Raw genomic sequence first — 22,690 nt, 5'->3', positions numbered from 1 at the left:
TCCCCGCTCTTTCTACAACGATAAATCCGCTGTAACAGTGCTACCGTGTCCCGGTTCACTCTGAATCCGGAAACATCCACCCAGTTTTTTAAGACGCTCGCGCATGCCCCGCAGCCCGAAATGTCCAACCGGCGGCAGCTGATCCGCATTAAATCCGCATCCGTCATCCCGGACACACAGCTTCACCGAAAAGTCCGTGTAAATTAATTCCACATCAATCCGTTTCGGCGATCCATGCCGGACAGCATTGATCACAGCTTCTTTCGCAACCGACAGCAGATTACGCTCCACCACCGGCTTCAACCGCGAGATCTCTCCGGAAACATGAATCACCAGTTCTGCACCGCACTCTTCAGTCAATGCCTGCAGCGTCTCCTGTAAAGCCGAAGGCAGATCCATCCGTTCAAGCAGACCTCCCCGCAAATCAAAAATCATACTCCGTGATTCCGCACTGCAGTGCGACAAAGCATTCTGAACAATCTTAATCGAATCACGGGTTCTTTCGTCATCCACCAGCACCAGCTCCCGCAACTCCGAAAATTGATGCTGCATATCAGAATTCCCGTCTTTCAACAACGCCGTCATTTGACTGATCCACTCCAGACGATTTTGAGTGCTGACATCAACCAGCTTCAAACAGCCCTTCAACTGAAGAGCAATACCGGCCAGCCCCTGCGCCAGACTGTCATGGAGTTCCCGCGCAATCCGCTGCCGCTCCTGATGAATCGTTTCCTCCGCCACTTTTTCCTGAATAATTCCGGTCTGTTTATTTACAGTTCGGCGCAGCATCCACCCCCAAACCAGTGCTAACACCAGAATTCCGCACACCATACCCAGCACCCGCAGTAAACGTTCTTCGGTCCACCACGGAGCCGCCTGCAGCACTTCAATTCCGTCTTCATCCTGCAGCACCAGCCAAAAGCCGTTAAAATCAAGGCGATACCTTATTTTAGGATTTAAGGTAAGATGACAAATCCCGGTCAAACGGAGTTTTGCGCCGGATTCCAGTTCGCTGACATCCATTCCCGGTGGAAGGCGGGTCTCAAATGAATAGTCTCCCGCCCGACAGAGCAACGTGTGCTGACTCCCGGCACTTTTCCCGAATGATTTCCCGATCTCGACCAGCCGGACGTCCACCTCTACCAGTTCATAGTTCAATTCCGCCGCAAGTGGAACCTCCGCATCCAGACGAATCGGTTCAGGCAGCCCTCTCCTCTCCTTGACGTTAATGGTTCTCGCCCTGAAAGCCGGCCCGATTCGCTGCGGCCAGACATATCCGACCGCCTCCACATAATCCCCCACCTTAACGTGATAACTGTTCTGCATCCGCACCAATAAGGATGTTTTTTCTCCGCGTAAAAAGGTATCCCCGCCGTCAGCATAGGTCACCCAGCCATGCGTTTTCACCATTTCACGGCAATCAAAATCTGCACGCTGCAAATCGTGAATCGCGCAGAATCTCGGTACGGAATCAGCATCCGGAGACTGAACCGGCATAATATCATCAGCTGAATTCACATAAAAAATACGGCCTGTCATCTGGCGCTGCGAATTAAAAAGCACCCCCGCCACCGCTCGAATCTCAACCTCATGCTGCAGCAGTTCAGACACCCGTTCCACTGCCGCCTTCGTATTAACAACCTGAACATCCACCCTATGTCCCCTGATTTTCATCACCAGCATAATGGACTGATATTCAGAAATAACCTTCATCGAAATCAACCGGCCGGTAACGGAAACCCAATCACAGTCAACCGTCGAAAGTTCAACCTCATCCACGTCGAAGGAACGGGCCTCGGGGAGCGGGTCATGTGCCAGCACTTCGATGGAATCAAGGGCAATCACCGGATTGAAATTTCCTGCAGACGTCACCCCATGCACCCTAACCCGGTCTCCCGTGCGGCACTCTTTCAGCAATGAAGAATCTTTAGACGCCGATACAAAAACTCCGGTCGTTCCATTAAAAATGAAAACACCATACCGCCGCGGATGCTTCCAGATGATCTGAGCGTCCACTTCAACAGGAATATGCCGATCAGCATCCTCAACAGACAGCGCCCGAACACGCTCAATTTCACGGATAACGGTTTGCGCAGAAACTGCCTGCCCCCATAGGAGCAGACAGACCACTATCATACCTGGAATGTGCTTCCTGACCGGGCCGGAAAAAGAACAGCTCCAAGTCATTGATTTTCCAATGCGCACTAAAATCCTTTACCAATGCGTGAATATAAAAGGAGTCACATCAAACTCATCCCCGAACTGAACCTTCACCACATCGGTCACTTTACCGGCTTTCAGTTTTTCAGGAATCGAAAAGGTCAGGGTTTTATTTTTATACGTAAACGGAATGGCATCTCCAGTCCGCATCAGCGTCATGGAAACCGGCTTTGCAGAACACTCTTTCAACACAACCGGGTTCTGTTCTGTGGCCATATTCTTTTTCGCATGGAAATACCACGTGCGGTCCTTGCAGGTGATCGGCACATTGCATTTTTCCGGCCACGGACCGCCGCCGTTAATACCGAACACAGAGTTGCTGCAGGTGGACATCCACTCTTCTAACTCATCAAAAAGACGCCATACATCATCCTGATAGGTTCCATCCGGACGCGGCCCGATATTAGCCAGCAGGTTTCCTCCCATGCACCGTGCCTCGGCCAGCTTCATTAAGACCGCATCGGTCGGATGAATTTTTTCTCCGTAACGGGCGTCATAATGCCACGATCCCCCCTGAATGATGGAATTGACCTCCCACCACCAGCCGTTTTCAAGAATCGGCTTAATAAATTTCGGATCCGACATACCGAACCCTTCCGCTGTCGCATGATCACCACTGCCGGGATCACGGTTGTTACAGACAATTCCGGGGCGCAGTTTGCGGATCTCTTCAACCGACAGGCCATGACCGCCATCTCCCCACCAGATATCCGGATCAAACCTTTCAATCAGCTCCTTCACCTGATGTTCATTATATTCCTGATACGCAGCCCACCGTTTGGCAGGACGTTTCGGCAGCGTTTTCACCCACTCGCCCTTAAAGTTCATTTTCCGGTCCGGATCAAAACTGAAATTCATGTAGTCGCGGTCAAAATACCAATCCATACCGGAATAATAGAACCCCACCTTCAGACCGTTGTTGCGACAGGCCTCTACAAAAGGCGCCACCAGATCACGGCCGTTGAGATACTGCCGCACACCCATCAGCGCCCAGTCTGAGTCCCAAAGCGCATAGCCGTCATGATGCTTCGTGGTCAACACCGCATATTTAAATCCCGCACGTTTTGCTCCGGCCATCCATTTTTCAGGATCATATTTCACCGGGTTAAAAGTTTTCGCAGCATCCCAGATTTCCTGCTGAGGATGAAACTCTCCACGCTCTTCCCGCTCCGGTGTCCAGCGCCCGGCCCAGGCCTCACCGGTCGGCTCAAATTCACTGACAATGCCCCAGTGCATAAAAATTCCGAATCCGGCATGCGGCCACCATTGTGCTCCGGGATGCGTCGTCCGCTCGCGCCTTACCTGCAGTTTACGGTTTTTGGACTGATTCCAGCCCGGCCAGTACAGATACTTCTTTCCATTCTCAATCCGAACTTCAGGAACCAAATCTTCACTGCTTTGTCCCGAATAGGCCGCCGCACTGCCATCTACATTCTGCTGCCCCGACAGCCGGGCTGCCTGAGCAGAAACGCATAACGTCCCTGCACATATCCATAATACTGATTTTGAAAATCGCATACTTAACTCTCCTTCTTCTATTCATTCCAACTTACTTAAGTTCAATCCGGTAAACCATCGCAGCATCGGCTTCTGCAGGCTTTTCTTTCGGTGCAAAAACTTCCAATCCTTCAGCGGTACGTTTCCAGCGAATAGGCTCGTCTGATCCCAGTACAGAAACATCCCTGACCACCAGATCTTCTGCCTCTTCAGCAAAGCTCGTCATCAAAAGGCGCGTATGGGCTCCCGGCCAGCCTAACTGGATGGCATAAACCGTATTTCCTTTTCGGGTAAACCGTACATCACCCGCATTCAGATCCCACAACCCCGTACGAATCATGTTGCGGGTATTCCACTCAAACTCCATGTCCGGTTTGATCTCCGTTACCCCTTCGCCAAAAACAACGAACGGCCGAGTTGCATAGATGGCCTCTCCATTGCGTTTCAGCCATGCTCCGATTTTCCGCATCGAGTCCACCTGCTCCGCCGGTAGTGTTCCGTCGGCCATGGGACTCACATTGAGAATCATGGTGCCGTTTTTACTCACGATTTCCGCGAGAATGCGGATCAGTTGCCCGGAGTCGACCGCCGTACGTTTGGATTGATTAAAACTCCAGTTGGGACCCAGCTTAAAATCAGAGGCCCAGACAAATTCCGTAATGTCCGGAAAGGTCGCCCGTTCAATATTCACGATGGCGAGATCCGTCGGGAAGAACGTGCCCTTGGTATTCACCATCGACTCCTGTCCCCGGCGTTCAGCCTCGTTGAAGTAGTAGGCCAGAAATTCTTTCCGCTGCTCTTCCCCGATAAACTTCTGCCCGAAATCGAACCACATGTAATCCGGGCAGTATTGATCGACCACCTCCTTCAGCTTCGCCAGCCAGTATTCATTGGCATCCTCCATCGACATGTTGCCGTACAGCTTGTCGAAATCGCCGCCTTTGGGATACGTAAAGTCCGGATTCTCGGGCATATTGTAATTACTCTCTGGCCGCGGATATGAGTTCTCAGGCTTCGGATAATACATCATGTGAAATCCATGATGAAACGTGGCCATAAATTTAAGGTTACGCTTCTGCGCCTCTTTTTGAATGGCGCCGAGAATATCGACACGCGGTCCCATATCCGCCGAGTTCCACGGGTTCACCTCGCTGTCCCACAGCGAGAATCCATCATGATGCTCAGCCAGTGCACCCACATACTTTGCGCCCGTTTCCTCGAAAAGATCCACCCACTCTGCCGCATCAAACCGCTCCGCTTTCCACAACGGAATAAAGTCATGATACTGAAAATCAGGGCCGTAGTTTTTCTGATGGTAATCATACACCCACTGGCCGCGGTCATTGATTCCCGGCGTATACATCCAGCGCGGGTACCACTCGCCACCGCTGGCCGGAATGGAATAAAGACCCCAATGAAAATAGACCCCCAGCTTGGCGTCCTGAAACCATTCCGGTGCCGCCTTGTGCTTTTTCAAGAATGACCAATCGGGAGTATATTTTTCCGTCATTGAACCAGCCCCCTCTTTCGACTCTGCCGATATCAGCGCACCCACCAGCATTAACGCGAACACTCCGTTTTTTTTCTTTGTCATTCTGCTCTCTCCACTCGTTTACCTCTACTGTTTCCACCTGGCTTTCGCGCAGCTAAAACCTTTTTATAAACCAGACCATACACTTCCGGTTTCCCGAACATTCATCTGTCCTGAATCCGCAGCCAGTGCCGTTCCCCTTCAACAATCGTGTGCTTAACTAACGGCTATCCCTCCTCTTTGCAGCCATTGTCCCCCCAGTCATCGTTATCATGGATATTGCCATCCGATTTCCAATGCGTAAAACAATAGGGACCGGGGTCAAATTTCCTGTCGAATTCAACCAGAATGACATCCGTTACATTGCCGGCTTTGAGTTTTTCGGGGACGCTCATTACCAGCGTTTCATCGTTGTATTCGTACGGAAGCCTGTCACCAGTACGCATCAGCGTCACGGAAACCGGCTTGGCGGAATCGGTCAGAATAATTGGATTCTTCGCGGTTGCTTCATTTTTCAAAGCATGGAAAAACCAGATGTTGTCGCGGCAGGTAATCGGAACGTTGCACTTTTCCGGCCAAGGCCCTCCCCCGTTGATTCCGAATACCGAATTGGAATTCGTCTCCATCCACTCCGCCATTTCATCAAACAGACGATAAGCATCGTCCTGCATTCGGCCGTCGGGACGCGGCCCGAGATTCGCCAGAAAATTTCCGCCCATGCAACGCACACGGGCCAGCTCGATCAGAACCCGGTCAGCCGGATAAACCTCTTCGCCCAGATGTTTATCGTAATGCCAGGACCCTTTCTGGATAATGGAATTTTCCTCCCACCACCAGCCATTGCCAACGACCGGTTTTTTCACATATTGCGGCTGTGCCATTTCGAACATTTCAGCGGTTACATAATCGCCGCCGACTCCACGGTTATTGCAGACAATCCCAGGACGCCATTTACGAATCTGATCAGCAGTAGCACCGTGTCCTCCATCACCCCACCAGAGATCAGGATCGAACTTTTCAATCACTTCTCTGACTGAATTTTGATTAAACTCATCATATGCCAGCTTAAAACTCGGCGGGCGCTTCGGCAGACTCTTCACCTTTTCGCCCTTCCAGTTTACATGCGTTCCGGCCTGCATACTGAAATCCATATAGTCGCGTTCAAAATACCAATCCATACCGGAATAATAGAACCCGACTTTGATCCCGTTGTTCCGACAGGCCTTCACCCACGGAGCCACCAGATCGCGACCGCCCATTTCCTGACGCACACCATAAACCGAATAATCAGAATCCCACATGGCATATCCGCCATGATGCTTCAACGTCAGTACCGAATATTTAAAACCGGCTCGTTTGGCCGCCGACATCCATTTTTCCGGATCGTAGTGCTCCGGGTTCCACCCTTTGGTTGAAGCCCATAACTCTGCCTGCGGATAAAACATACCGGCATCCTCTTTGGCCTGTGTCCAGCGCCCGGCCCAGCCTTCACCATTCGGCTCAAAAACGCTGGGCATTCCCCAGCAGATAAACAGACCCAACCCCGCATGCGGCCACCACTGCGCATCGGGATGCTGAGTCCGTTCACCCTGCAGCTGCATCTTACTGTTTTTCCACTCATTCCAATGAGGCCAGTAATAAAACCGTTTACCGTCGCGCTCCTCAATACGAGGAACTACAGGATTTCCATCATAATCCGTATACGTATCAACACTTCCATCTTCAAACTGACCAGGAACATGCTGCGCATTTACCCCAACCACCAAGATCAGAATCCATCCTATCCCCTTTATATTCATCCATCGTCTCCTTTAAAATGTTCCCGTGCTCACTTTTAACATAAAACGGATATACAAGCCATATATGGACAGCACAATATAAAAAATGATCTCGTGCTCATCGGGATTAAAAAAACCACCTGTTCATGTATCTTTCCAGACAACAGGAAATATAAACATGAACAATCAGACCTACAAAAAAACACCGCCACGCTGGCCCGGGTGGCCGAGGCCGCCGGCGTATCCCGCCAGACGGCCGGGCGTATTCTCGGCGGTAAAAAGCATAAGCATAAACCCGATACCGTTGAACGTGTAAAACAGATTGCCGACGACCTCGGATACCGCACCAACCTATTGGTCAAGAGCGTGGTTTCAGGAAAAACCTACAGCATAGGTGTTCTTGTTCCCCGTGCAAATCGCGATTCCTTTTTTGCCGACATTCTTACCGGCATTCAGGATGCTCTGACCGATACCGAATGGGCCCCGATAATTCTTCAAACATCAGAAAAAGCCGACGAACGAAGCTGCATTCGACAACTAATCTGAGCCAATAAAAAGTCAATCACTCAGATCGGAACTACCTTCTTCTCCCCTGCTCAGATCTCATTCATTCCTTTCATAGTTTTTTTAACAGAACCCCAATCATCGGTTTCAGATAACCGACTGCTACCAATGCCTAAACAGATACGGCTTATAATCAAAATCATCACCGAACTCCACAATCACCACATCTGTTGCCACTTTGGATTTCTTTTCCTCCGGAATGGTCACCTTCAGATTACCGTCCCTGAATACATAATCCAGTTGATCTCCCGTTGCCATCAGCGTGACCGCCCTTGGCTTTTTCGCAATTTTCTTCAATTCAATTTGCTGATTTTTGCTGGCATGGAAAAACCAGATATTGTCACGACAGGTTACCGGAACACTGGCCAGCTCCGGCCACGGACCGCCGCCGTTGATGCCGAACACCGAATTGGAATTTGTTTCCATCCATTCCGCCATTTCATCAAAAAGACGGTAGGCATCCCCCTGCATTCTCCCGTCTGGCCGGGGCCCGATGCAGGCCAATAGATTACCGCCCATGCAACGTGCCTGAGCCAGTTGCATCAGCACCTTATCCGTACTGAAAACCTTTTCACCGAAATGCTGGTCATAATGCCAGGAACCTCCCTGAATAATGGCATTGACTTCCCACCACCAGCCGTTTTCAACAATCGGCTTCCGAATATACTGCGGTTCGGCCATGTGAAACCCTTCCGGCGTACAATGGTCTCCTCCGCCTATTCCCCGGTTGTTGACGACAATGCCGGGACGCCATTTCCGAATCTGCTCCAGCGTTGCCCCGTGGCCACCATCACCCCACCAGATGTCCGGATCAAATTTTTCAATGACTTCTTTAACCTGGTTATTGTTGAATTCCTCATAAGCTTTCGAAAAACCGGGCGGACGCTTCGGCAGACTTTTTACATGCTCTCCTTTATAGTTTACAATGTCACCAGGCTGCATACTGAAATTCATGTAGTCGCGTTCAAAATACCAATCCATACCGGAATAGTAGAAACCGACCTTAATATTGTTGTCGCGGCAGGCTTTCACCCACGGATCAACCAGACAGCGTCCGTTCGCCGACTGCCGCACACCGATCAGCGCATAGTCAGAATCCCAGATCGCGAAACCGCCATGATGTTTAAGTGTCAGCACCGAATATTTAAACCCGGCCTTTGCCGCCGCCGACATCCACTTTTCAGGGTCATAGAGCTCCGGATTCCAGTGCTCAACGGATTTCCACAGTTCAGTCTGCGGATAATACACCCCGCGTTCCTCCTTATCCTGCGTCCATCGGCCACTCCACCCTTCCCCGTTGGGTTCAAACACGGATGGCATACCCCAGCAGATAAACAGCCCTAAACCGGCTTCCGGCCACCACTGCGCATCCGGATGATCCGTCCGTTCATTATGCAGCTGCATTTTACCATTCTGCCACTGATGAAAATTAGGCCAGTAATAATACCGCTTGCCATCCTTTTCTTCGATTCGCGGCACAATCGGTTTTCCATTTGTGGAATCCACATAGGCTTCCGCACTGCCATCCTCAAACTGCCCCGGCATATGCTGAGCCTGAACACCAACCGCCAAAAACAGCATTAAACTACATACATTCCACTTCATCCATTTCTCAAATGTTCTCGTGCTCATTTTTAAACAGAACGGATATACACTCTGGAAATGGACAAAATCAACCTACAAATGTTCTCGTGCTCATTTTATTTGATTTTTTCCCCGCTTTTCGTATTCTTCGATCAACTGGAATGAAGCAGTATGAAAAATGTAACCTATAAAACATCGACAGCAACACTGGCTCAGGTTGCCGAATCGGCCGGCGTTTCGCGCCAGACGGCGGGGCGTATCCTCGGCGGCAAAGAACATAAACACAAACCGGATACGGTGGATCGTGTCAAACAGATCGCCGATCAGCTGGGCTACCGCCCCAATCTGCTGGCCAAAAGTGTGGTGGCCGGAAAAACCTACAGTATCGGCGTGCTCGTTCCCCGCGCCAACTGCGACTCCTTTTTCGCAGATATACAGACCGGAATTCAGGATGCCCTCATCAATACCGACTGGGCCCCCATTGTTCTGCAGACCTCGGAAAATGCCGATGAGCGCAGCTGCATCCGCCAGCTGGTCGAACGCCGGGTCGACGGTATCCTACTGATCCCGCATGAAAACCAGGTCGATTCCAATCATTTTTCCGAAATCATCGAACGCCGTATTCCGGTTGTTACCATAAATGCACGGCTCAGAAATATCGAACCGGTTGATTTTGTGGGCACCGATGAATTCAAAGGCGGAACGTGCGCCGCCGAACATTTACTCTCTATTTCCAAACGATGGAAGTTCGGTATTGTCCAGAGTTCCGGTCCCTCTGAAAATCTCAGCCAGCGCGCCGCCGGTTTTATCCGGACGCTGGAAACCGCCGGAAAAAAAATCCGCGAACTGACGCTCAGCACCTGGACCCTGGAGGAAAATCTTCAGCCAATGATTCAGTTTCTCGGGAAAAGCAACGCCCCCAATGCGGTCTTCTGCATTACCGACATCTATGCCGCTCAGATTTATAAAGCCGCCGAGCAGCTCGGTCTCCGCATACCGGAAGATCTTGCCGTCGTCGGCTATGCCGACCTTGATTTCGCCCCCTACCTCTCTCCATCGCTGACCACACTTCGTCAGAACGGAAATCGGATCGGTCAAACCGCCGTAAAGCGGTTGCTGCATCAAATTCAGAACGGCACTTCGAAACCGAAGGAAAAACTGCTGCCGCCGGAGCTGATGGAGCGCCACTCTGTAAAATAACCGATTTCAACAGCGCTTATTTCACCGGACCGGCATGTTGCTCGGCACGGTATTGACTGGGTGTCAGACCGGTGGCCTGCTTGAAAACCCGGTTCAGATAATTATACGAGGAAAAACCGCACTCCTCGGCAATCACCGTAACCGGTTCATCCGTTTCTGCCAGCAGCTTCCGGGCATGGTTGATCCGCAGCTGGCGGATCTGATCCACAATGGAGCAGCCATAGAGCTGGCGGAACTTCCGCTCCATCGAGCGTCGGGCCATCGGATTGGCCTTCAGAATATCATTAACGGAAATCGGCTCCAGTGCATGCTCCTTGAGATAACGCATCACCGATGCCATACGCCGGTCTTCCACAGCGACGGTATCGATCGATAGTTTCTCAACAATGCCCTTTGGCTCCAGCAACCACTCTTTCTGCTTCGGCACCTCTCCCTGCATCAGGCAATCGAGCACCGAAGCGGCGGTCATACCGATCTGCTCCACATTAAAACGAACACCGGCCTGCGGAGGATATGACGCTTCGCTCAGCAGTTCATCATAGTCCGTCCCCAGCACAGCAACATCGTGCGGTACAATAATACCGGCCAGCTGGCAGGCATCGATCACCTGATGTCCCAGACTCGGTCCCCAGCAGATCAGCCCCACCGGTTTTGGAAGATTTTTCAGCCACTCCGTCATATCCCGACCTTCGGCAGTGGAAAAGCGGTCCATACGGATTCCGGCTTTTTTTATTTCCGACTCCACAATCGAACAGTGCCGGATTACATAGGCCTGTGAAAGATCACCCAAATAGGCCAGATTTCGAAAACCGCGCGATTTAAACGTTTCCAGAATCAGCCGGGCTTCCGATTCAGGCGAGGTAATCACCCGCGGAAAATCCGCGCCCTCAATCTGCATGGCCGAAATATTCACCACCGGAAGATTCAGTGTATGGAGACGATCGGCAATTTCCTTGGAAGCAACCCGACAGATAATCCCATCGCCCTCCCAGCCCTCCGGCAGATGCAGCAATTGATCCCGCGGCTGCGGCTCCAGATGAATATGCCAGGGGCCATGAATCTTGGAATATTCAAGAATACCTTCAATAAGCAACCGCGACCACGAAGTGGAGGAATCCACAAGAATCGCCACACGTTTAATTTCTCTGACCCGTTTCATCTTCATCCCGTACGGACAGGGATATGTATATTAACCGTATCATTCCCCGATCTCGCCGCGCAGAATAGGATGGATGGCTTGCCGCTTTCAATAAACAACTGAGCCCGTTCCAGAAAATCAAACGTACGCAATACTCCGTTTGAAAACCGGACATCACAACCGGAAACCTGTTGCGGATCTGATAGATTCCAGTTTTTACCATCCTTGGAATGAAACATGACCAAAGAGCGCCCCACCCCTGAAAATGATCCGTTCATATCCTTCAGGATGATCCGGAATTCATCTTCCTGAAACCAGAGGAAAGGATCTTCTGCCGGAAAATCATCTCCTGTTTTTCCAAAAATAGGAAACGGCTCACTCACAAACGGTCCCGTCGGTTTTTCAGCAAAGGCCACCCGATGCACCACCGGCCCGCCGAACGGCAGCGGCCGCTCTTTTTTTACCGCTTTATAAATCATGACAAAACCGCCATCCGGCCTTTGCGTCACCGCCGGATTGGAAACCATCAATTCTGTTTCATCCGGAGCAATCAGCGGCTGATCCGTCCGTTTCCAGGGGCCGGAAGGATGTTCAGCAACGGCCACTCCGATCTGCTGGCTATTCCGGTGCGTCCAATTCCATACCTCGGAATCCGGCTCCGTTTTACCGTCACCGGTATTCCCCATATAGAACAGATAAAACCTGCCCTCCACCTCCCGAACCGTCGGATTATGGGTGCAACATCCATCCCAGTACGTCGCCCCTCGCGCCGGAAGCGCCACATCAAGATGCCGGTACGGTCCTGACGGATTTTCAGAAACGGCATGCGCCACCTCCGAATGGCTGACCCAGGCATTGAAGCCATACTCTTTTTTCCACCGGGAATAGAATAAATGACACAAACCATTCGATTCCCGAACCATCGATGCCCCCCAGATAAAATAATCCGGATCGGAAAATACCGATTCATCAGGCACGGGCAGCAATTGAAGTTTCATTTCCGGAAGATAAAAAGCCGCGCAACCGGTTCATACCGACAGCAACGGCTTATTCATGCACTTTTACGCCAGCCCGCACCTATGACCGCAGACGGGAGAATTAAAGCGCTTTAATCCGGATATTACGATACATGGCCGCGCCTCCCGGTTTCCAGCGGCCGCCCGGATGAATCTGAAATGCAATCGAACCCTTCCCTCCGGTAATATCCTGCACCTTTTCACGATCCCACGCCGACCGAGCGGACCAATTCTTTTTATTTTCATCTCTCAGCATACGGGCTTTATACACGGTACCATCCATTTCCATGATTTTCACTCCGTTAACCCACGTCGTAATGATCGGTTCCGAACCAACACATTTAATCCGGACCGTATTCCATTCACCATGCCTCCAGATCGCATTCCAGCCTTCGGCATCAATACCGTATTTCAGACCGTCGATTTCAACGCCATCGTAGACATCATAAGCTGTGCCATTGTCACCCGCCTCCGAGAACCGGATTGGTCGGGAAATATATCCCCCCGTACCCTGTCCGAAAAGGAACCCGACATTCCCTTCCTTCAGATAATCATTCAGCACCTGAATACCCCGGCCGTCTTCCGTACAGCGAAGGAAAATGCCGGAATCACACCCCCAGTCGCTTTTAATCTCCATTTCCAGAATAAAATCTCCGTACTTTTCGTCACTAAGCAGAAGGCCGCCTTTTTTTTCCGGCGTCTGGAAACAATGAATCGCGCCGTCTTTCGCATAAAAGTTCTCATCGGTAGCATAATATTTATCGCCCGCCGGTTTCTGCATAATGTGCCATCCGCTCAATGTCTTTCCATCGAAGATCGGCTTAAACCCCTCTTCGGCAAACGCAGAAACCGCAACAAGACCGGCCAGGATTAAAAGTTTTTTCATAATTCTGTCTCCATCCTTCATTGCAGCGAGTCGGAACACTCCGACCCGCTGTGTCTTCCCGCGCTGGTTACTAAAGATATTCAGAATAATCCCAGCCCTTACGGACGGGTTCCCGAATAAACGCATCCAGTTCCGGACGGTTGGTGGCTCTCATATTCTTCGAATCCCACTCAATCCGGCCTCCGAAGCGTGCCGCCAGCACACCGATCAGCATCATTTCGGTAAACGCCGAAGCATAATCAAAATTAGCTCCCGGTTCCGGTCCATCGCCCTTGATTGCACGAATCCATTCCTGAAACGGCCCGCCCTCAATACGAGGATATTTTTCTGCCGGATATCCCGATTCCTTAAAAGCTTTAGCCGCCTCTTTATTGGCCAGCCGCGGATGGTTTGAACGGTGATCCGTAAATCCGTTCTGTTTTTCCCCGCGATAGATGGTTCCGCTCCAAGGCAGCTTTTTGCTCCAGGTCCAGTCATCAAAATATTCCGGACCCACCTCGCCCTGGCCATTATGCCAGTAAAAAGTACAAGGGGCTTTGTTCCCGCGTTGTTTAAATTCCCAGCGTACCCGGTTTCCATCCGGTACCATCCATTCGTTGCCGCCTTCTTTCTCTTCCAGCTCAACCACCGCCGGTTCATAAAGATCCAGAATCCAGACCGGAGCATCGGAAATATGGGGCATCCAGTCGCCGAAAATTCCGTTACCGAACATATTGAATCCGCGCCAGCTCTTGGGGTGATAGAACCGATTGAACGGAAGATCGGTCACAACCGGCCCCTTCCACAGATCCCAGTTGAAATTCGAAGGTACTGCCGCTGCCGGCGGCGGAAACTCTGCGGGCTTATGCCAATAAAAATTATCCCCGCCGCTATATGCCTTCCACGGAGGACCGCTCCGCCAGGAGTGCACTTCTGTAATCTGACCGAAAACATCTGCTTCATACCATTCTCGCATCTGGCGAATTCCGTCAAACGTATGCCCCTGCACCGCCATATTGGTAACGACCCCATATTTTTTCTTCGCCTTCTTCAAGATCCGGGCCTCCCAGATGTTGTGCGTCAGGGGTTTCTGGGTGCAGACATGTTTGCCGCGGCGCATGGCATCCATGGTCGCCACAAAATGGGTGTGATCCGGCGTATTGATGCAGACAGCATCAATTTCATTCCCCATCTTATCGAGCATCACCCTGAAATCAGCAAACTGCCGGGCCTTTTTCAGCTCCGGATGTTTGCCGGCCTGTTGCAGGAACATATTAGAATCCACATCGGCCAACGCCACAATATTCTCCCCCTTGCAGCCGCCATAAGCCATTCCGGCAATATTACCCGCTCCGATCATAGCAATATTCAGTTTACTGTTGGCCGACGGTCCCGGCTTACCGATGGAAAACAGGGCGGGTGCAGTTGCAACCGCGGTACCGGCTTTGAGCACCGATCTTCTCTTCATTTTATTCATGCTTGAACACTCCTTGATTACAGTAAAAACCGCTTTTCTGATGCCTGAACAACATACCTAAACAGAGTGACGCTTTTCTTGTAACCGCTGGGACATTTTTTGTAATATTTCGGCTAAATTCAACCAAAAGAACTATCCCTTCGTTAAATTCAGGCCGGAATATGGATTTTTTTGATAAAAGATTTATAGAAAATCTGGGCGATCCCTCCTCCGTCATAACGCTGTTCAATCAGCTTCCGGACATCCACTTTTTCATGAAAGACCGGCAAAGCCGCTATACCGGATTCAATCACAACTTTGCACAGCGGCTGGGGTATGAAAACCCGACCGACCTACTGGGAAAAACCACCGAGGAAACCTGTCCACCGGAACTGGCCAGTGCATATATTAAAGATGACCTTGAGGTGATGCAGTCCAACCGACCGAGCTATGACATTCTCGAGCTCAACCAGTCCTACGACGGAACCATGAACTGGTTTATCACCACTAAAATTCCGGTTCACGACCAGAATGGACACGTCATCGGACTGGCCGGGATTGCCCGCGATATTAAACGCTCCAAAGCCGCTCTCGAACATTTCCAGCAGTTTGAACAGGTTTTTATCTATATCGAAAATCATTTTTCCGAACGGATCGAGATTCCGAAACTGGCGGCTCTGATGCATGCCTCCGTCAGTAAGTTTGAACGGGATTTTAAAAAGTTTTTCCGTACGACCCCCTCGAAATATATTATTCAGTTCCGTATCAAATCCGCCTGCCGGATGCTGACCGAAACCACCCGCTCTATTGCCCAAATTGCCGACGAATGCGGTTTCTACGACCAGAGCTCCATGACCCGCAGTTTCCGCTCTCACCTCAACATTTCGCCATCGGCCTACCGCAAAAAAAATCGTCGCGGGCCGGGAATGTCCAAATGATCTCTGCTATAACGTTTTCCCTATTAACCCAACAGAACTTCCGACGGCTGAAAAACAGCTCCGGGACACAAGGATGATACCATGAAAAAACTTCTACTCGCTCTCTTCGGACTGCTCGCTGTACAGGCGTTCTGCGCACAGAAACCCAATGTCGTCATTGTGATGACCGATGACCAGGGCTACGGCGATCTCGGTATCAACGGAAACACCCTCATCCAGACCCCGAATATCGACCGGTTCGGCGCCCGGAGCATCCGACTCGAAAATTACCATGTCGATACCACATGCGCCCCCTCCCGCTCGGCCCTGATGACCGGACGCTATTCAAACCGCGTCGGAGTCTGGCACACCGTTCAGGGGCGCAACATGATCCGTCGCCGCGAAATCACCATGGCCGATATTTTCAGCCAGAACGGCTATTCTACCGGCATTTTCGGGAAATGGCATCTGGGTGATGTCTATCCCTACCGCCCTGAAGACAACGGTTTTCAGTATTCCGTTATTCATCAGGCCGGCGGTGTCGGTCAGGCCCCCGATTACTGGGGTAATGATTATTTTGACGATACCTATTCCGTGAATGGAAAACTGAAACGGTTCAAAGGCTTCTGTACCGACATCTGGTTCAATGAAGGCATCAGCTTTATCGAGCGGAATGCCAAAGCCGGCAAACCGTTCCTGGTCTATATTACCCCCAATGCCCCGCATGGTCCCTTCTACTGCCCGGAGGAATATTACAATCGGTATAAGGACAATCCAGAAGTTCCTAATGCCGGTTTTTACGGCATGATTACGCATATTGACGATAACATGGCGCGACTTTTCCAGACGCTGGATAAATGTGGTATTACCGATGACACCATCCTCATCTTCACCACCGACAACGGCACGGCCGGCGGAATCTGGGGCGGCAAGGGATTTGATGCCGGCATGCGCGGTACCAAAGGCTCGCAATACGAAGGAGGCCACCGCGTTCCCTTCTTTCTGCGCTGGCCCGGCGGCGGACTGAATAAAGGTAAAAGTGTGAAACAGCTGACCGCCCACTTCGACATCCTTCCGACTCTTATCGATCTTTGCGGACTGGATGCTCCGGATATTGCTTTCGATGGAAAAAGCATCCGAAATCTGCTCTATACAGATGGCAGTGCGTGGCCGGAGCGGACCCTCATGGTTGAAACACAACGCGTAGTCGACCCGGTTAAATGGCGTAAATGCTCCGTTATGACCGAACGCTGGCGACTCGTTGACGGCAAAGAACTCTATGACATTCTCAAAGATCCCGGACAGAAAACCGATATTGCCGAACAGTACCCCGAAGTCGTTGAACGATTGCGCGGGAGCTATGAAACCTGGTGGGCCGACGTTTCCCGGGAACACAACCTGACCAGTTACATGATTATCGGATCCGATAAATCGCCCATTGTTAAGCTCTGCTCCCACGACTGGCTGGTCGAACAGATCCCCTGGAACCAGGCCCAGATCATGCATGGCATGTATGCAAAAAAAGCACACTGGGCGGTCGAAACGGAACACGCCGGCATCTATGAATTCTCCCTGCGCCGCTGGCCGGTCGAAGCCGACCTGCCCATCAATGAAGCCAACGGATACAAAGGATTCAACTTTGATACGGCAACCATACAGATCGGGGATTTCAGACAAAGTAAACCGATCCCGGCCGGAGCAAAGGAAATCACCTTCAGGGTGGAACTTAAAAAAGGCCTGACCACACTGGCCCCCTATTTTTCCGGCGGCGGCGAAATCTCTACCCCCTACTATGTCTATGTAACGCACAAACCCTTCAAAGGCTGGCAGACGCCCGAAGGCATGGGCATTCCCCGGTTTGATCCGGATTACGGACGGGTTCCCCCTCAGCCGCTCGCCCAGGATACAGACCGGTATACCGGCAGGCATTAGCAGATGTCCCGCTGTTACTATGTAATCGCCCTTGCAACCTGTGCCTGCCGGGCGGCAACACTTCAGATTGAACCCAATACGTTTATTACCCTCCAGGCCGGACCGCACAAAACTGCGAAAATAGACCGGAACATCTATTTCCGCACCTATCACATCCCCGGCATGTTCGATGAAGCGCTTGCGGAAGAACTGCGGGAACTGCGGATTTCGCCGGGACGTGGAACGGGCCCTTATTTCGGACATAACGGGGGCGACAGCCAGCGCGCCGGCTGGGATCCCGATCTGACCGAGCAAATCCGGAACTATGTGGAATTTTACCGGAATGCGGATAAACGGTATCCCGGAGCTCCTCACGCCCTTGGCGGTGGAAACTATCCGGAATTTACAAAAACCGAAAACCGGAAACTGTACGATGCCGATGCCTCAATGGTCGACAAACATCGCAAAGGCATTCCTCCTGAAGATTTTGAAAAATGTGCCGACCTCGTTTATCAATGGCTGAAAACACTTCAAACGGACAATGTGACCCCGCCCCGCTGGTTTTCTCCACTCAACGAACCGGATGGGAACTGGCGGAATTCACCCCGGCCTCCACAGGACCAGGCCGACTTTGCACGCTTGCTTGCCCAAAAACTTAAAACCGATTTTCCGAATACCGGAATTTCCGGTCCCTGCACCGCCTGGCCGCACCCGCGCGGAGATCTCCGGAGATGGACGGATTCCGGATGGGAAAAACGCTTTGTCGAAACCTGCGGCAATGTGGCAGCCGCCTATGATTTTCACCTCTATTCCGCCGAACAGTGGGCACTGGAAAATCCCCGCCACGATTCCCCCAATTTTTATGATTCCTACACCAACGGAAACCCGTTCGTCTGGGATTTCGGTAAAGCTGATGCCTTTCTCGATCTGGTTTATGCCCACCATCAGGCTTTCTGGAATGAGCCGTCGCTTCCGGTAATTATCACCGAATTCGGCCGGCAGAATATTTTTCCTCAGAAAGGTCCCTGGAAAAACGACATCAATTATTATCTATACGGTACAACCGTCACCCGGATCTGGATGCAGCTCATGCAGCGGCCGGAGGTGCAGTTAACCGTTCCCTTTATTCTGCCCGTCAGCGACCCGGGCTACGCCCCGCAACGCGGTCAGGCCATGTACACCCGCAACGAAAAAGGGGAACCGGTCAGAACTCCACTTTATAATTTCTACCGTTTTTTCCAGGCTCTGGAAGGCAAACGCGTAAAATTCAATTGGCAGGAAACAACACCCGAAGAACAGCTGGGGTTGACCGCGCTGCCGATGCGGAGCGGAAACCGGCTGATGGTTCTGCTGCACAATGCATTTGATACTGAAAAACGGATCCACCTCAAATGCGGCAGCATAACAACCGCAACTGCAGCCCGTATGCGCTGGGAAAACAAGACCTGGCGGATTGATCTCCGGCCGCAGGAACATATCGACTGCTCCAATCTTACGCTTCAGCCGGAAGAAACCGTCATAATATACGCTGATCTCCCCGCGCCCGAAAAACCGGCAAACCAGACGATCGAACGTTTTTATTCCAGTACGACCCTTCAAAGTCTGCAGGATGGCGAAGCCCGCATAACACTCAACCTTCCACATCGCCCTGCCGGACACACAACGGTCATCCCCACCCTGGCCTGCCCGAACGGTTTTGCTCCGGGCTCGACGTTAACACTTCACATCAACGGGCATACACAAACCATTACGCTTGGTTTCACCGCCGGTATAAAGGATCTTTTTATCCCGCTTCATTTCGAACTGCCCGACGGCATCCTTGAAAAAGAAAACACCTTCCATTTCAAGCTGGAATCCCCGAAGAAATGGAAGGCGTCGCTGGCAACGCTACGCGTTGAACTGGTCCGTTAATTATTCATTATATGCGCGCACTTCGTAAATGCGTGCGGAAGGATCGCCATTGGTGGCAGCGATCACCACACGCATTTTTTCTGTTTTCACGGTTTCAAAACGGTGAATACGCCGGCGCTGATAATTGCTCTTCACATCCGCAACGGTCTTCCAGCGGTTACCGATCTGAACCTGAACCTGATAATCGCGGGCCGCTTCCGGCGGCATCCGATGTTCTTTTTTCCACTCCCAGGTCGCCCGCTTGGCCTCATTCACATCGGTGTCAAAGGTCAGATACACCGCATTCAGTTTTTTCTTACCGCCAAAATCCAGCTCAATCCACTGCGGCAGTTCCTGTTCCGGATCGGACGCCCACATATTCATTTCATCATCAACAATACGGGTTACGCCATTAATAACGTTTTGTGCACTGAACAGCGCCGACTTTTCACTCGACGCCGAAACAGAAGCCATCAGCGCGAGATCATTCGGATCTTCATTTCGCAGACCGATAATGTACACATCATCTTTCAACAGCTGCTGCTGCAGTTCCCGAATATGGTGCTCGTAGATTCCCCGGGGATCCGTACCTTTCTGCACGCACATTGCAGCCGCAGTACCGGCCGCCTGACCCATCACGCCTGTAGTAGCCTGCACACGCAGTGTTCCAAGCGCCACATGCGAACAGGAAACGTTCCGCCCCGCCATAAACAGATTCGGCACATTTCTGGAATAGAGAATCCGGAACGGAATATTATACAGCGGCGTATGGGTATTGAAATCAAAGGGACCTTCCTTGGAAAAGATTCCTTCCGGATGGTGGATATCCAAGCCCCATCCACCGTTACCAATGGCATCCTCGAAATGACGGGCCTCCAGCACATCATCCTGCGTCAGAATATAGTCGCCCACCAGACGCTGCGTTTCGCGTTTGGCGTTGGTAAGCGGAAGCTGCGTCAATTTCCGATTGGCGGCTTTTTCTTTGAATTTCGACACATTTTTAATCCAGTTCCAATAGCTGATACTGACATTGATCAGTCCGTCACGTGCGGATTCCGGATCCCAGAGATCGTCCACTTCATTCCGGTTTTCATGCCACCAGGTACCGCTTTTCCAACTTGACTCCACCCCTTTACGCGCCTCCAGCGCTTCTGTATTATCCGATAGATCCCATACCCATGAAGGTGCTTTAAACGGAGTCGGTTTCCCTGTATCCACACTGCCGTAGGCCAGTTTCGAGGAGTGGAACAACGCACCGCTCATCGTGAAAATATCGCCGTCTTCCGGCGCATGACTTTCGTTGAACATCCAGCTCGGTTCACGGCCGCGCAGCAGTTCGGCACCGGCATAATAACCAACCCAGCCATCACCGGTGCAGTCGATAAACTGTTTTCCGGTATAGCGCGTCAGATGCCCGTCAATCATATCAAACGCCCGAACCGCCGTAATACGATTGCCATCCGTACGTTCCACATCGTAAACATGCGTATTCAGGAAAATGGTCAGATTCTTCTCCCGCGCGGCCACGACCTCAGCTCCGTTACTCCATTTCTTCATGAAGTTATAGGAGCGCAGACGTCCGATTTCCTCATTCAAACCGCCTTCGCGGGCGTTCTTCTTTCCGTAGTCAGCCGGACCGAGAATCGGAACCCCCATCTCCGTACTGTTGTTTCCGCCAATCATCGGGCGGTTCTGAATCAGCGCGGTTTTGGCTCCCGTACGAGCCGAGGCAATAGCCGCATTAATGCCGGCAGCACCAGCACCCACGACAATCACATCATAATCGCCCACAGTGACTTCGTCTGCTCCACGACCGGTCAGACGGCGCTGTTCCCCTTTGTACCCTGCAAGAACAAAAGGCGGAACATAAGCCATATCCCGTGTCAGAATAATCGCATCACAACGACCGTACCATCCGGTCAGATCATGAAGCCGCAGTTCGACTTCACCAATACCCAGCTCAAAAGTACCGCCATCCTGCCACACCCACTCCTGAATCGGCTCCGTACCGAACACCGTTTCAGATTTTCTGCCGTTTACGATCACATTGAAGGTGCCCGGGTTGTGCTCTTTAATCCAGTTGCGGCTGCGAACCCAGAGTTTATAAGTACCCGCTTTTTCAATGCGGATTTTCGTTACAGCATCCTCCACCGGCTCGCCGGTTCCCGCGGCAAGCATGTAGGGCGACCCCACCTGCGGGACAAACTGGGTTTCCAGCCACCAGCCGCCGTATTCATCAAAATCCTCAGCATCGATCCAGATATAACCGGGTACCACTTCCTTTGCTTTCCGCTTTTCGCCCTTATGGAAAAAAGCCTGAAAACGTGCATCGGCCCGTTCCACTTCAAAACGCCCTGCAAGATGCGTTTCAGCAATAAATTCCGCATTCAGTGCTTTGCCGGAAATCCGGACTTCGTCGATCGAATTCCAAAGAATATGTTTCCCATTCTGCGAACCGATAAATACCGGAGATTCACTTTTATCTATTTTTCCGGAGACCGCGATTTCCGAATCTTTTTCTCCGTCGATATAAAGCTTTAATTTTTCGCCGTCATAGGTGGCCGCCGCATAAATCCAGACCGTTTTCGGAAAATCGGATTTTTTCGATTGAACGGTATGGGATTTCCCGTCAATCCAGATCGTCGCCCCGATTTTTCCACCGGGAATAAAACCCAGACTGTAAGATCCTTCTTTATGGACCCATGTTGGAGAATCCTTGTAATTCGGATTCCATGGTGCCACCCAACCTTCAATAGAGATCGATTTTTCAGGATTCAGCGTCTTGCTGTTTTCTGCCGAAATCAATCCTCCCGTTTTCATGGTAACGGCCGGACTGTTTATCCCTGCAGACCAGGCAAAATTGGTCAACTGAAGGGTATTTCCATTGCCCGATGAATCGGCAACAGTATGCCCGGTTCCATCATTCATTCTCCAATATGCACGGATATCATGATCCGCATGCGTTACTTCAGCGGCACCAGCCAGTAAGCCTAATACCAATGAGTAGATTAAAGCTTTCATCATCTCTCCAATACTCCTGTTTCCTTGAGCATGCTATATATACGTATCCGCCGCACCGGCATATACATCATAGACAGCATCTTTTGACCACTTTTGCGCCAC

General features: G+C 51.3%; 15 protein-coding genes. 5 read left to right on the top strand and 10 right to left on the bottom strand.

The window, feature by feature from the left end; genetic code table 11:
* Nucleotides 1-12: 12 nt before the first annotated feature.
* The 4 genes from EGM51_04740 to EGM51_04725 form a co-directional block, all read right to left on the bottom strand.
* Nucleotides 13-2,187 (bottom strand): hypothetical protein, encoded by a 2,175-nt coding sequence (locus EGM51_04740; GenBank protein ID QBG46736.1) that lies wholly within the window; start codon nucleotides 2,185-2,187, stop codon nucleotides 13-15.
* 27 nt (nucleotides 2,188-2,214) lie between these two features.
* Nucleotides 2,215-3,738, bottom strand: a complete 1,524-nt coding sequence (locus EGM51_04735) for a glycoside hydrolase (protein ID QBG46735.1) — start codon at nucleotides 3,736-3,738, stop codon at nucleotides 2,215-2,217.
* 31 nt (nucleotides 3,739-3,769) lie between these two features.
* Complete coding sequence (locus EGM51_04730) at nucleotides 3,770-5,311, bottom strand: alpha-L-fucosidase (GenBank protein QBG46734.1); 1,542 nt, start codon at nucleotides 5,309-5,311, stop codon at nucleotides 3,770-3,772.
* A 164-nt stretch (nucleotides 5,312-5,475) separates the two neighbouring features.
* Nucleotides 5,476-7,047 (bottom strand): glycoside hydrolase, encoded by a 1,572-nt coding sequence (locus tag EGM51_04725; GenBank protein ID QBG46733.1) that lies wholly within the window; start codon nucleotides 7,045-7,047, stop codon nucleotides 5,476-5,478.
* Between the two features lie 201 nt (nucleotides 7,048-7,248).
* Here EGM51_04725 and EGM51_04720 point away from each other — a divergent pair, with 201 nt between their 5' ends.
* Nucleotides 7,249-7,572 carry a LacI family transcriptional regulator gene (locus EGM51_04720; GenBank protein QBG46732.1) on the top strand — a complete coding sequence of 108 codons (324 nt, stop codon included), beginning with the start codon at nucleotides 7,249-7,251 and terminating at the stop codon, nucleotides 7,570-7,572.
* Between the two features lie 120 nt (nucleotides 7,573-7,692).
* Here EGM51_04720 and EGM51_04715 read toward each other — a convergent pair whose 3' ends face one another.
* Entirely contained in the window at nucleotides 7,693-9,171 is a 1,479-nt protein-coding gene (locus tag EGM51_04715; GenBank protein QBG46731.1) for a glycoside hydrolase, read from the bottom strand.
* A 174-nt stretch (nucleotides 9,172-9,345) separates the two neighbouring features.
* Here EGM51_04715 and EGM51_04710 point away from each other — a divergent pair, with 174 nt between their 5' ends.
* On the top strand, nucleotides 9,346-10,374 hold the full coding sequence (locus EGM51_04710; protein QBG46730.1) for a LacI family transcriptional regulator: 1,029 nt from the start codon (nucleotides 9,346-9,348) through the stop codon (nucleotides 10,372-10,374).
* A gap of 16 nt (nucleotides 10,375-10,390) precedes the next feature.
* On the opposite strand, the gene EGM51_04705 is transcribed toward EGM51_04710, so the two are convergent.
* The 4 genes from EGM51_04705 to EGM51_04690 all read right to left on the bottom strand — a co-directional run bounded on the left by EGM51_04705 (nucleotide 10,391) and on the right by EGM51_04690 (nucleotide 14,861).
* On the bottom strand, nucleotides 10,391-11,539 hold the full coding sequence (locus EGM51_04705) for a helix-turn-helix domain-containing protein (protein QBG46729.1): 1,149 nt from the start codon (nucleotides 11,537-11,539) through the stop codon (nucleotides 10,391-10,393).
* Complete coding sequence (locus EGM51_04700) at nucleotides 11,536-12,510, bottom strand: sucrase (GenBank protein ID QBG46728.1); 975 nt, start codon at nucleotides 12,508-12,510, stop codon at nucleotides 11,536-11,538. The genes EGM51_04705 and EGM51_04700 overlap by 4 nt, the downstream gene beginning before the upstream one ends.
* Before the next feature lie 100 nt (nucleotides 12,511-12,610).
* On the bottom strand, nucleotides 12,611-13,540 hold the full coding sequence (locus tag EGM51_04695) for a DUF1080 domain-containing protein (protein QBG46727.1): 930 nt from the start codon (nucleotides 13,538-13,540) through the stop codon (nucleotides 12,611-12,613).
* Nucleotides 13,485-14,861, bottom strand: coding sequence for a Gfo/Idh/MocA family oxidoreductase (locus EGM51_04690; protein QBG49242.1), 1,377 nt, complete (start codon nucleotides 14,859-14,861; stop codon nucleotides 13,485-13,487). The genes EGM51_04695 and EGM51_04690 overlap by 56 nt, the downstream gene beginning before the upstream one ends.
* A 170-nt stretch (nucleotides 14,862-15,031) precedes the next feature.
* On the opposite strand from EGM51_04690, the gene EGM51_04685 reads away from it, so the two are divergent.
* The 3 genes from EGM51_04685 to EGM51_04675 all read left to right on the top strand — a co-directional run bounded on the left by EGM51_04685 (nucleotide 15,032) and on the right by EGM51_04675 (nucleotide 19,588).
* Entirely contained in the window at nucleotides 15,032-15,787 is a 756-nt protein-coding gene (locus EGM51_04685) for an AraC family transcriptional regulator (protein ID QBG46726.1), read from the top strand.
* An 81-nt stretch (nucleotides 15,788-15,868) separates the two neighbouring features.
* The gene (locus EGM51_04680; GenBank protein QBG46725.1) at nucleotides 15,869-17,698 is read left to right on the top strand and encodes an N-acetylgalactosamine-4-sulfatase; all 1,830 of its coding nucleotides are present in this window, start codon (nucleotides 15,869-15,871) and stop codon (nucleotides 17,696-17,698) included.
* 3 nt (nucleotides 17,699-17,701) lie between these two features.
* The gene (locus EGM51_04675) at nucleotides 17,702-19,588 is read left to right on the top strand and encodes a hypothetical protein (protein ID QBG46724.1); all 1,887 of its coding nucleotides are present in this window, start codon (nucleotides 17,702-17,704) and stop codon (nucleotides 19,586-19,588) included.
* Here EGM51_04675 and EGM51_04670 read toward each other — a convergent pair whose 3' ends face one another.
* Nucleotides 19,589-22,591: an FAD-dependent oxidoreductase gene (locus EGM51_04670; GenBank protein QBG46723.1), complete on the bottom strand. Its 3,003-nt coding sequence runs from the start codon at nucleotides 22,589-22,591 to the stop codon at nucleotides 19,589-19,591. It lies immediately after the preceding gene.
* Nucleotides 22,592-22,690: the final 99 nt, after the last annotated feature.

It is taken from the genome of Verrucomicrobia bacterium S94 (assembly GCA_004299845.1).
Taxonomy (GTDB): Bacteria; Verrucomicrobiota; Kiritimatiellia; order Kiritimatiellales; family Pontiellaceae; genus Pontiella.
This window is presented reverse-complemented; position numbering and strand designations above follow the sequence as displayed.

Coding starts and splice junctions, on each gene's coding strand:
- EGM51_04740 (QBG46736.1), bottom strand. CDS start 2,187: ATGACTTGGAGCTGTTCTTTTTCCGGCCCGGTCAGGAAGCACATTCCA.
- EGM51_04735 (QBG46735.1), bottom strand. CDS start 3,738: ATGCGATTTTCAAAATCAGTATTATGGATATGTGCAGGGACGTTATGC.
- EGM51_04730 (QBG46734.1), bottom strand. CDS start 5,311: ATGACAAAGAAAAAAAACGGAGTGTTCGCGTTAATGCTGGTGGGTGCG.
- EGM51_04725 (QBG46733.1), bottom strand. CDS start 7,047: ATGAATATAAAGGGGATAGGATGGATTCTGATCTTGGTGGTTGGGGTA.
- EGM51_04715 (QBG46731.1), bottom strand. CDS start 9,171: ATGCTGTTTTTGGCGGTTGGTGTTCAGGCTCAGCATATGCCGGGGCAG.
- EGM51_04710 (QBG46730.1), top strand. CDS start 9,346: ATGAAAAATGTAACCTATAAAACATCGACAGCAACACTGGCTCAGGTT.
- EGM51_04705 (QBG46729.1), bottom strand. CDS start 11,539: ATGAAGATGAAACGGGTCAGAGAAATTAAACGTGTGGCGATTCTTGTG.
- EGM51_04700 (QBG46728.1), bottom strand. CDS start 12,510: ATGAAACTTCAATTGCTGCCCGTGCCTGATGAATCGGTATTTTCCGAT.
- EGM51_04695 (QBG46727.1), bottom strand. CDS start 13,540: ATGCGTTTATTCGGGAACCCGTCCGTAAGGGCTGGGATTATTCTGAAT.
- EGM51_04690 (QBG49242.1), bottom strand. CDS start 14,861: ATGAAGAGAAGATCGGTGCTCAAAGCCGGTACCGCGGTTGCAACTGCA.
- EGM51_04685 (QBG46726.1), top strand. CDS start 15,032: ATGGATTTTTTTGATAAAAGATTTATAGAAAATCTGGGCGATCCCTCC.
- EGM51_04680 (QBG46725.1), top strand. CDS start 15,869: ATGAAAAAACTTCTACTCGCTCTCTTCGGACTGCTCGCTGTACAGGCG.
- EGM51_04675 (QBG46724.1), top strand. CDS start 17,702: ATGTCCCGCTGTTACTATGTAATCGCCCTTGCAACCTGTGCCTGCCGG.
- EGM51_04670 (QBG46723.1), bottom strand. CDS start 22,591: ATGATGAAAGCTTTAATCTACTCATTGGTATTAGGCTTACTGGCTGGT.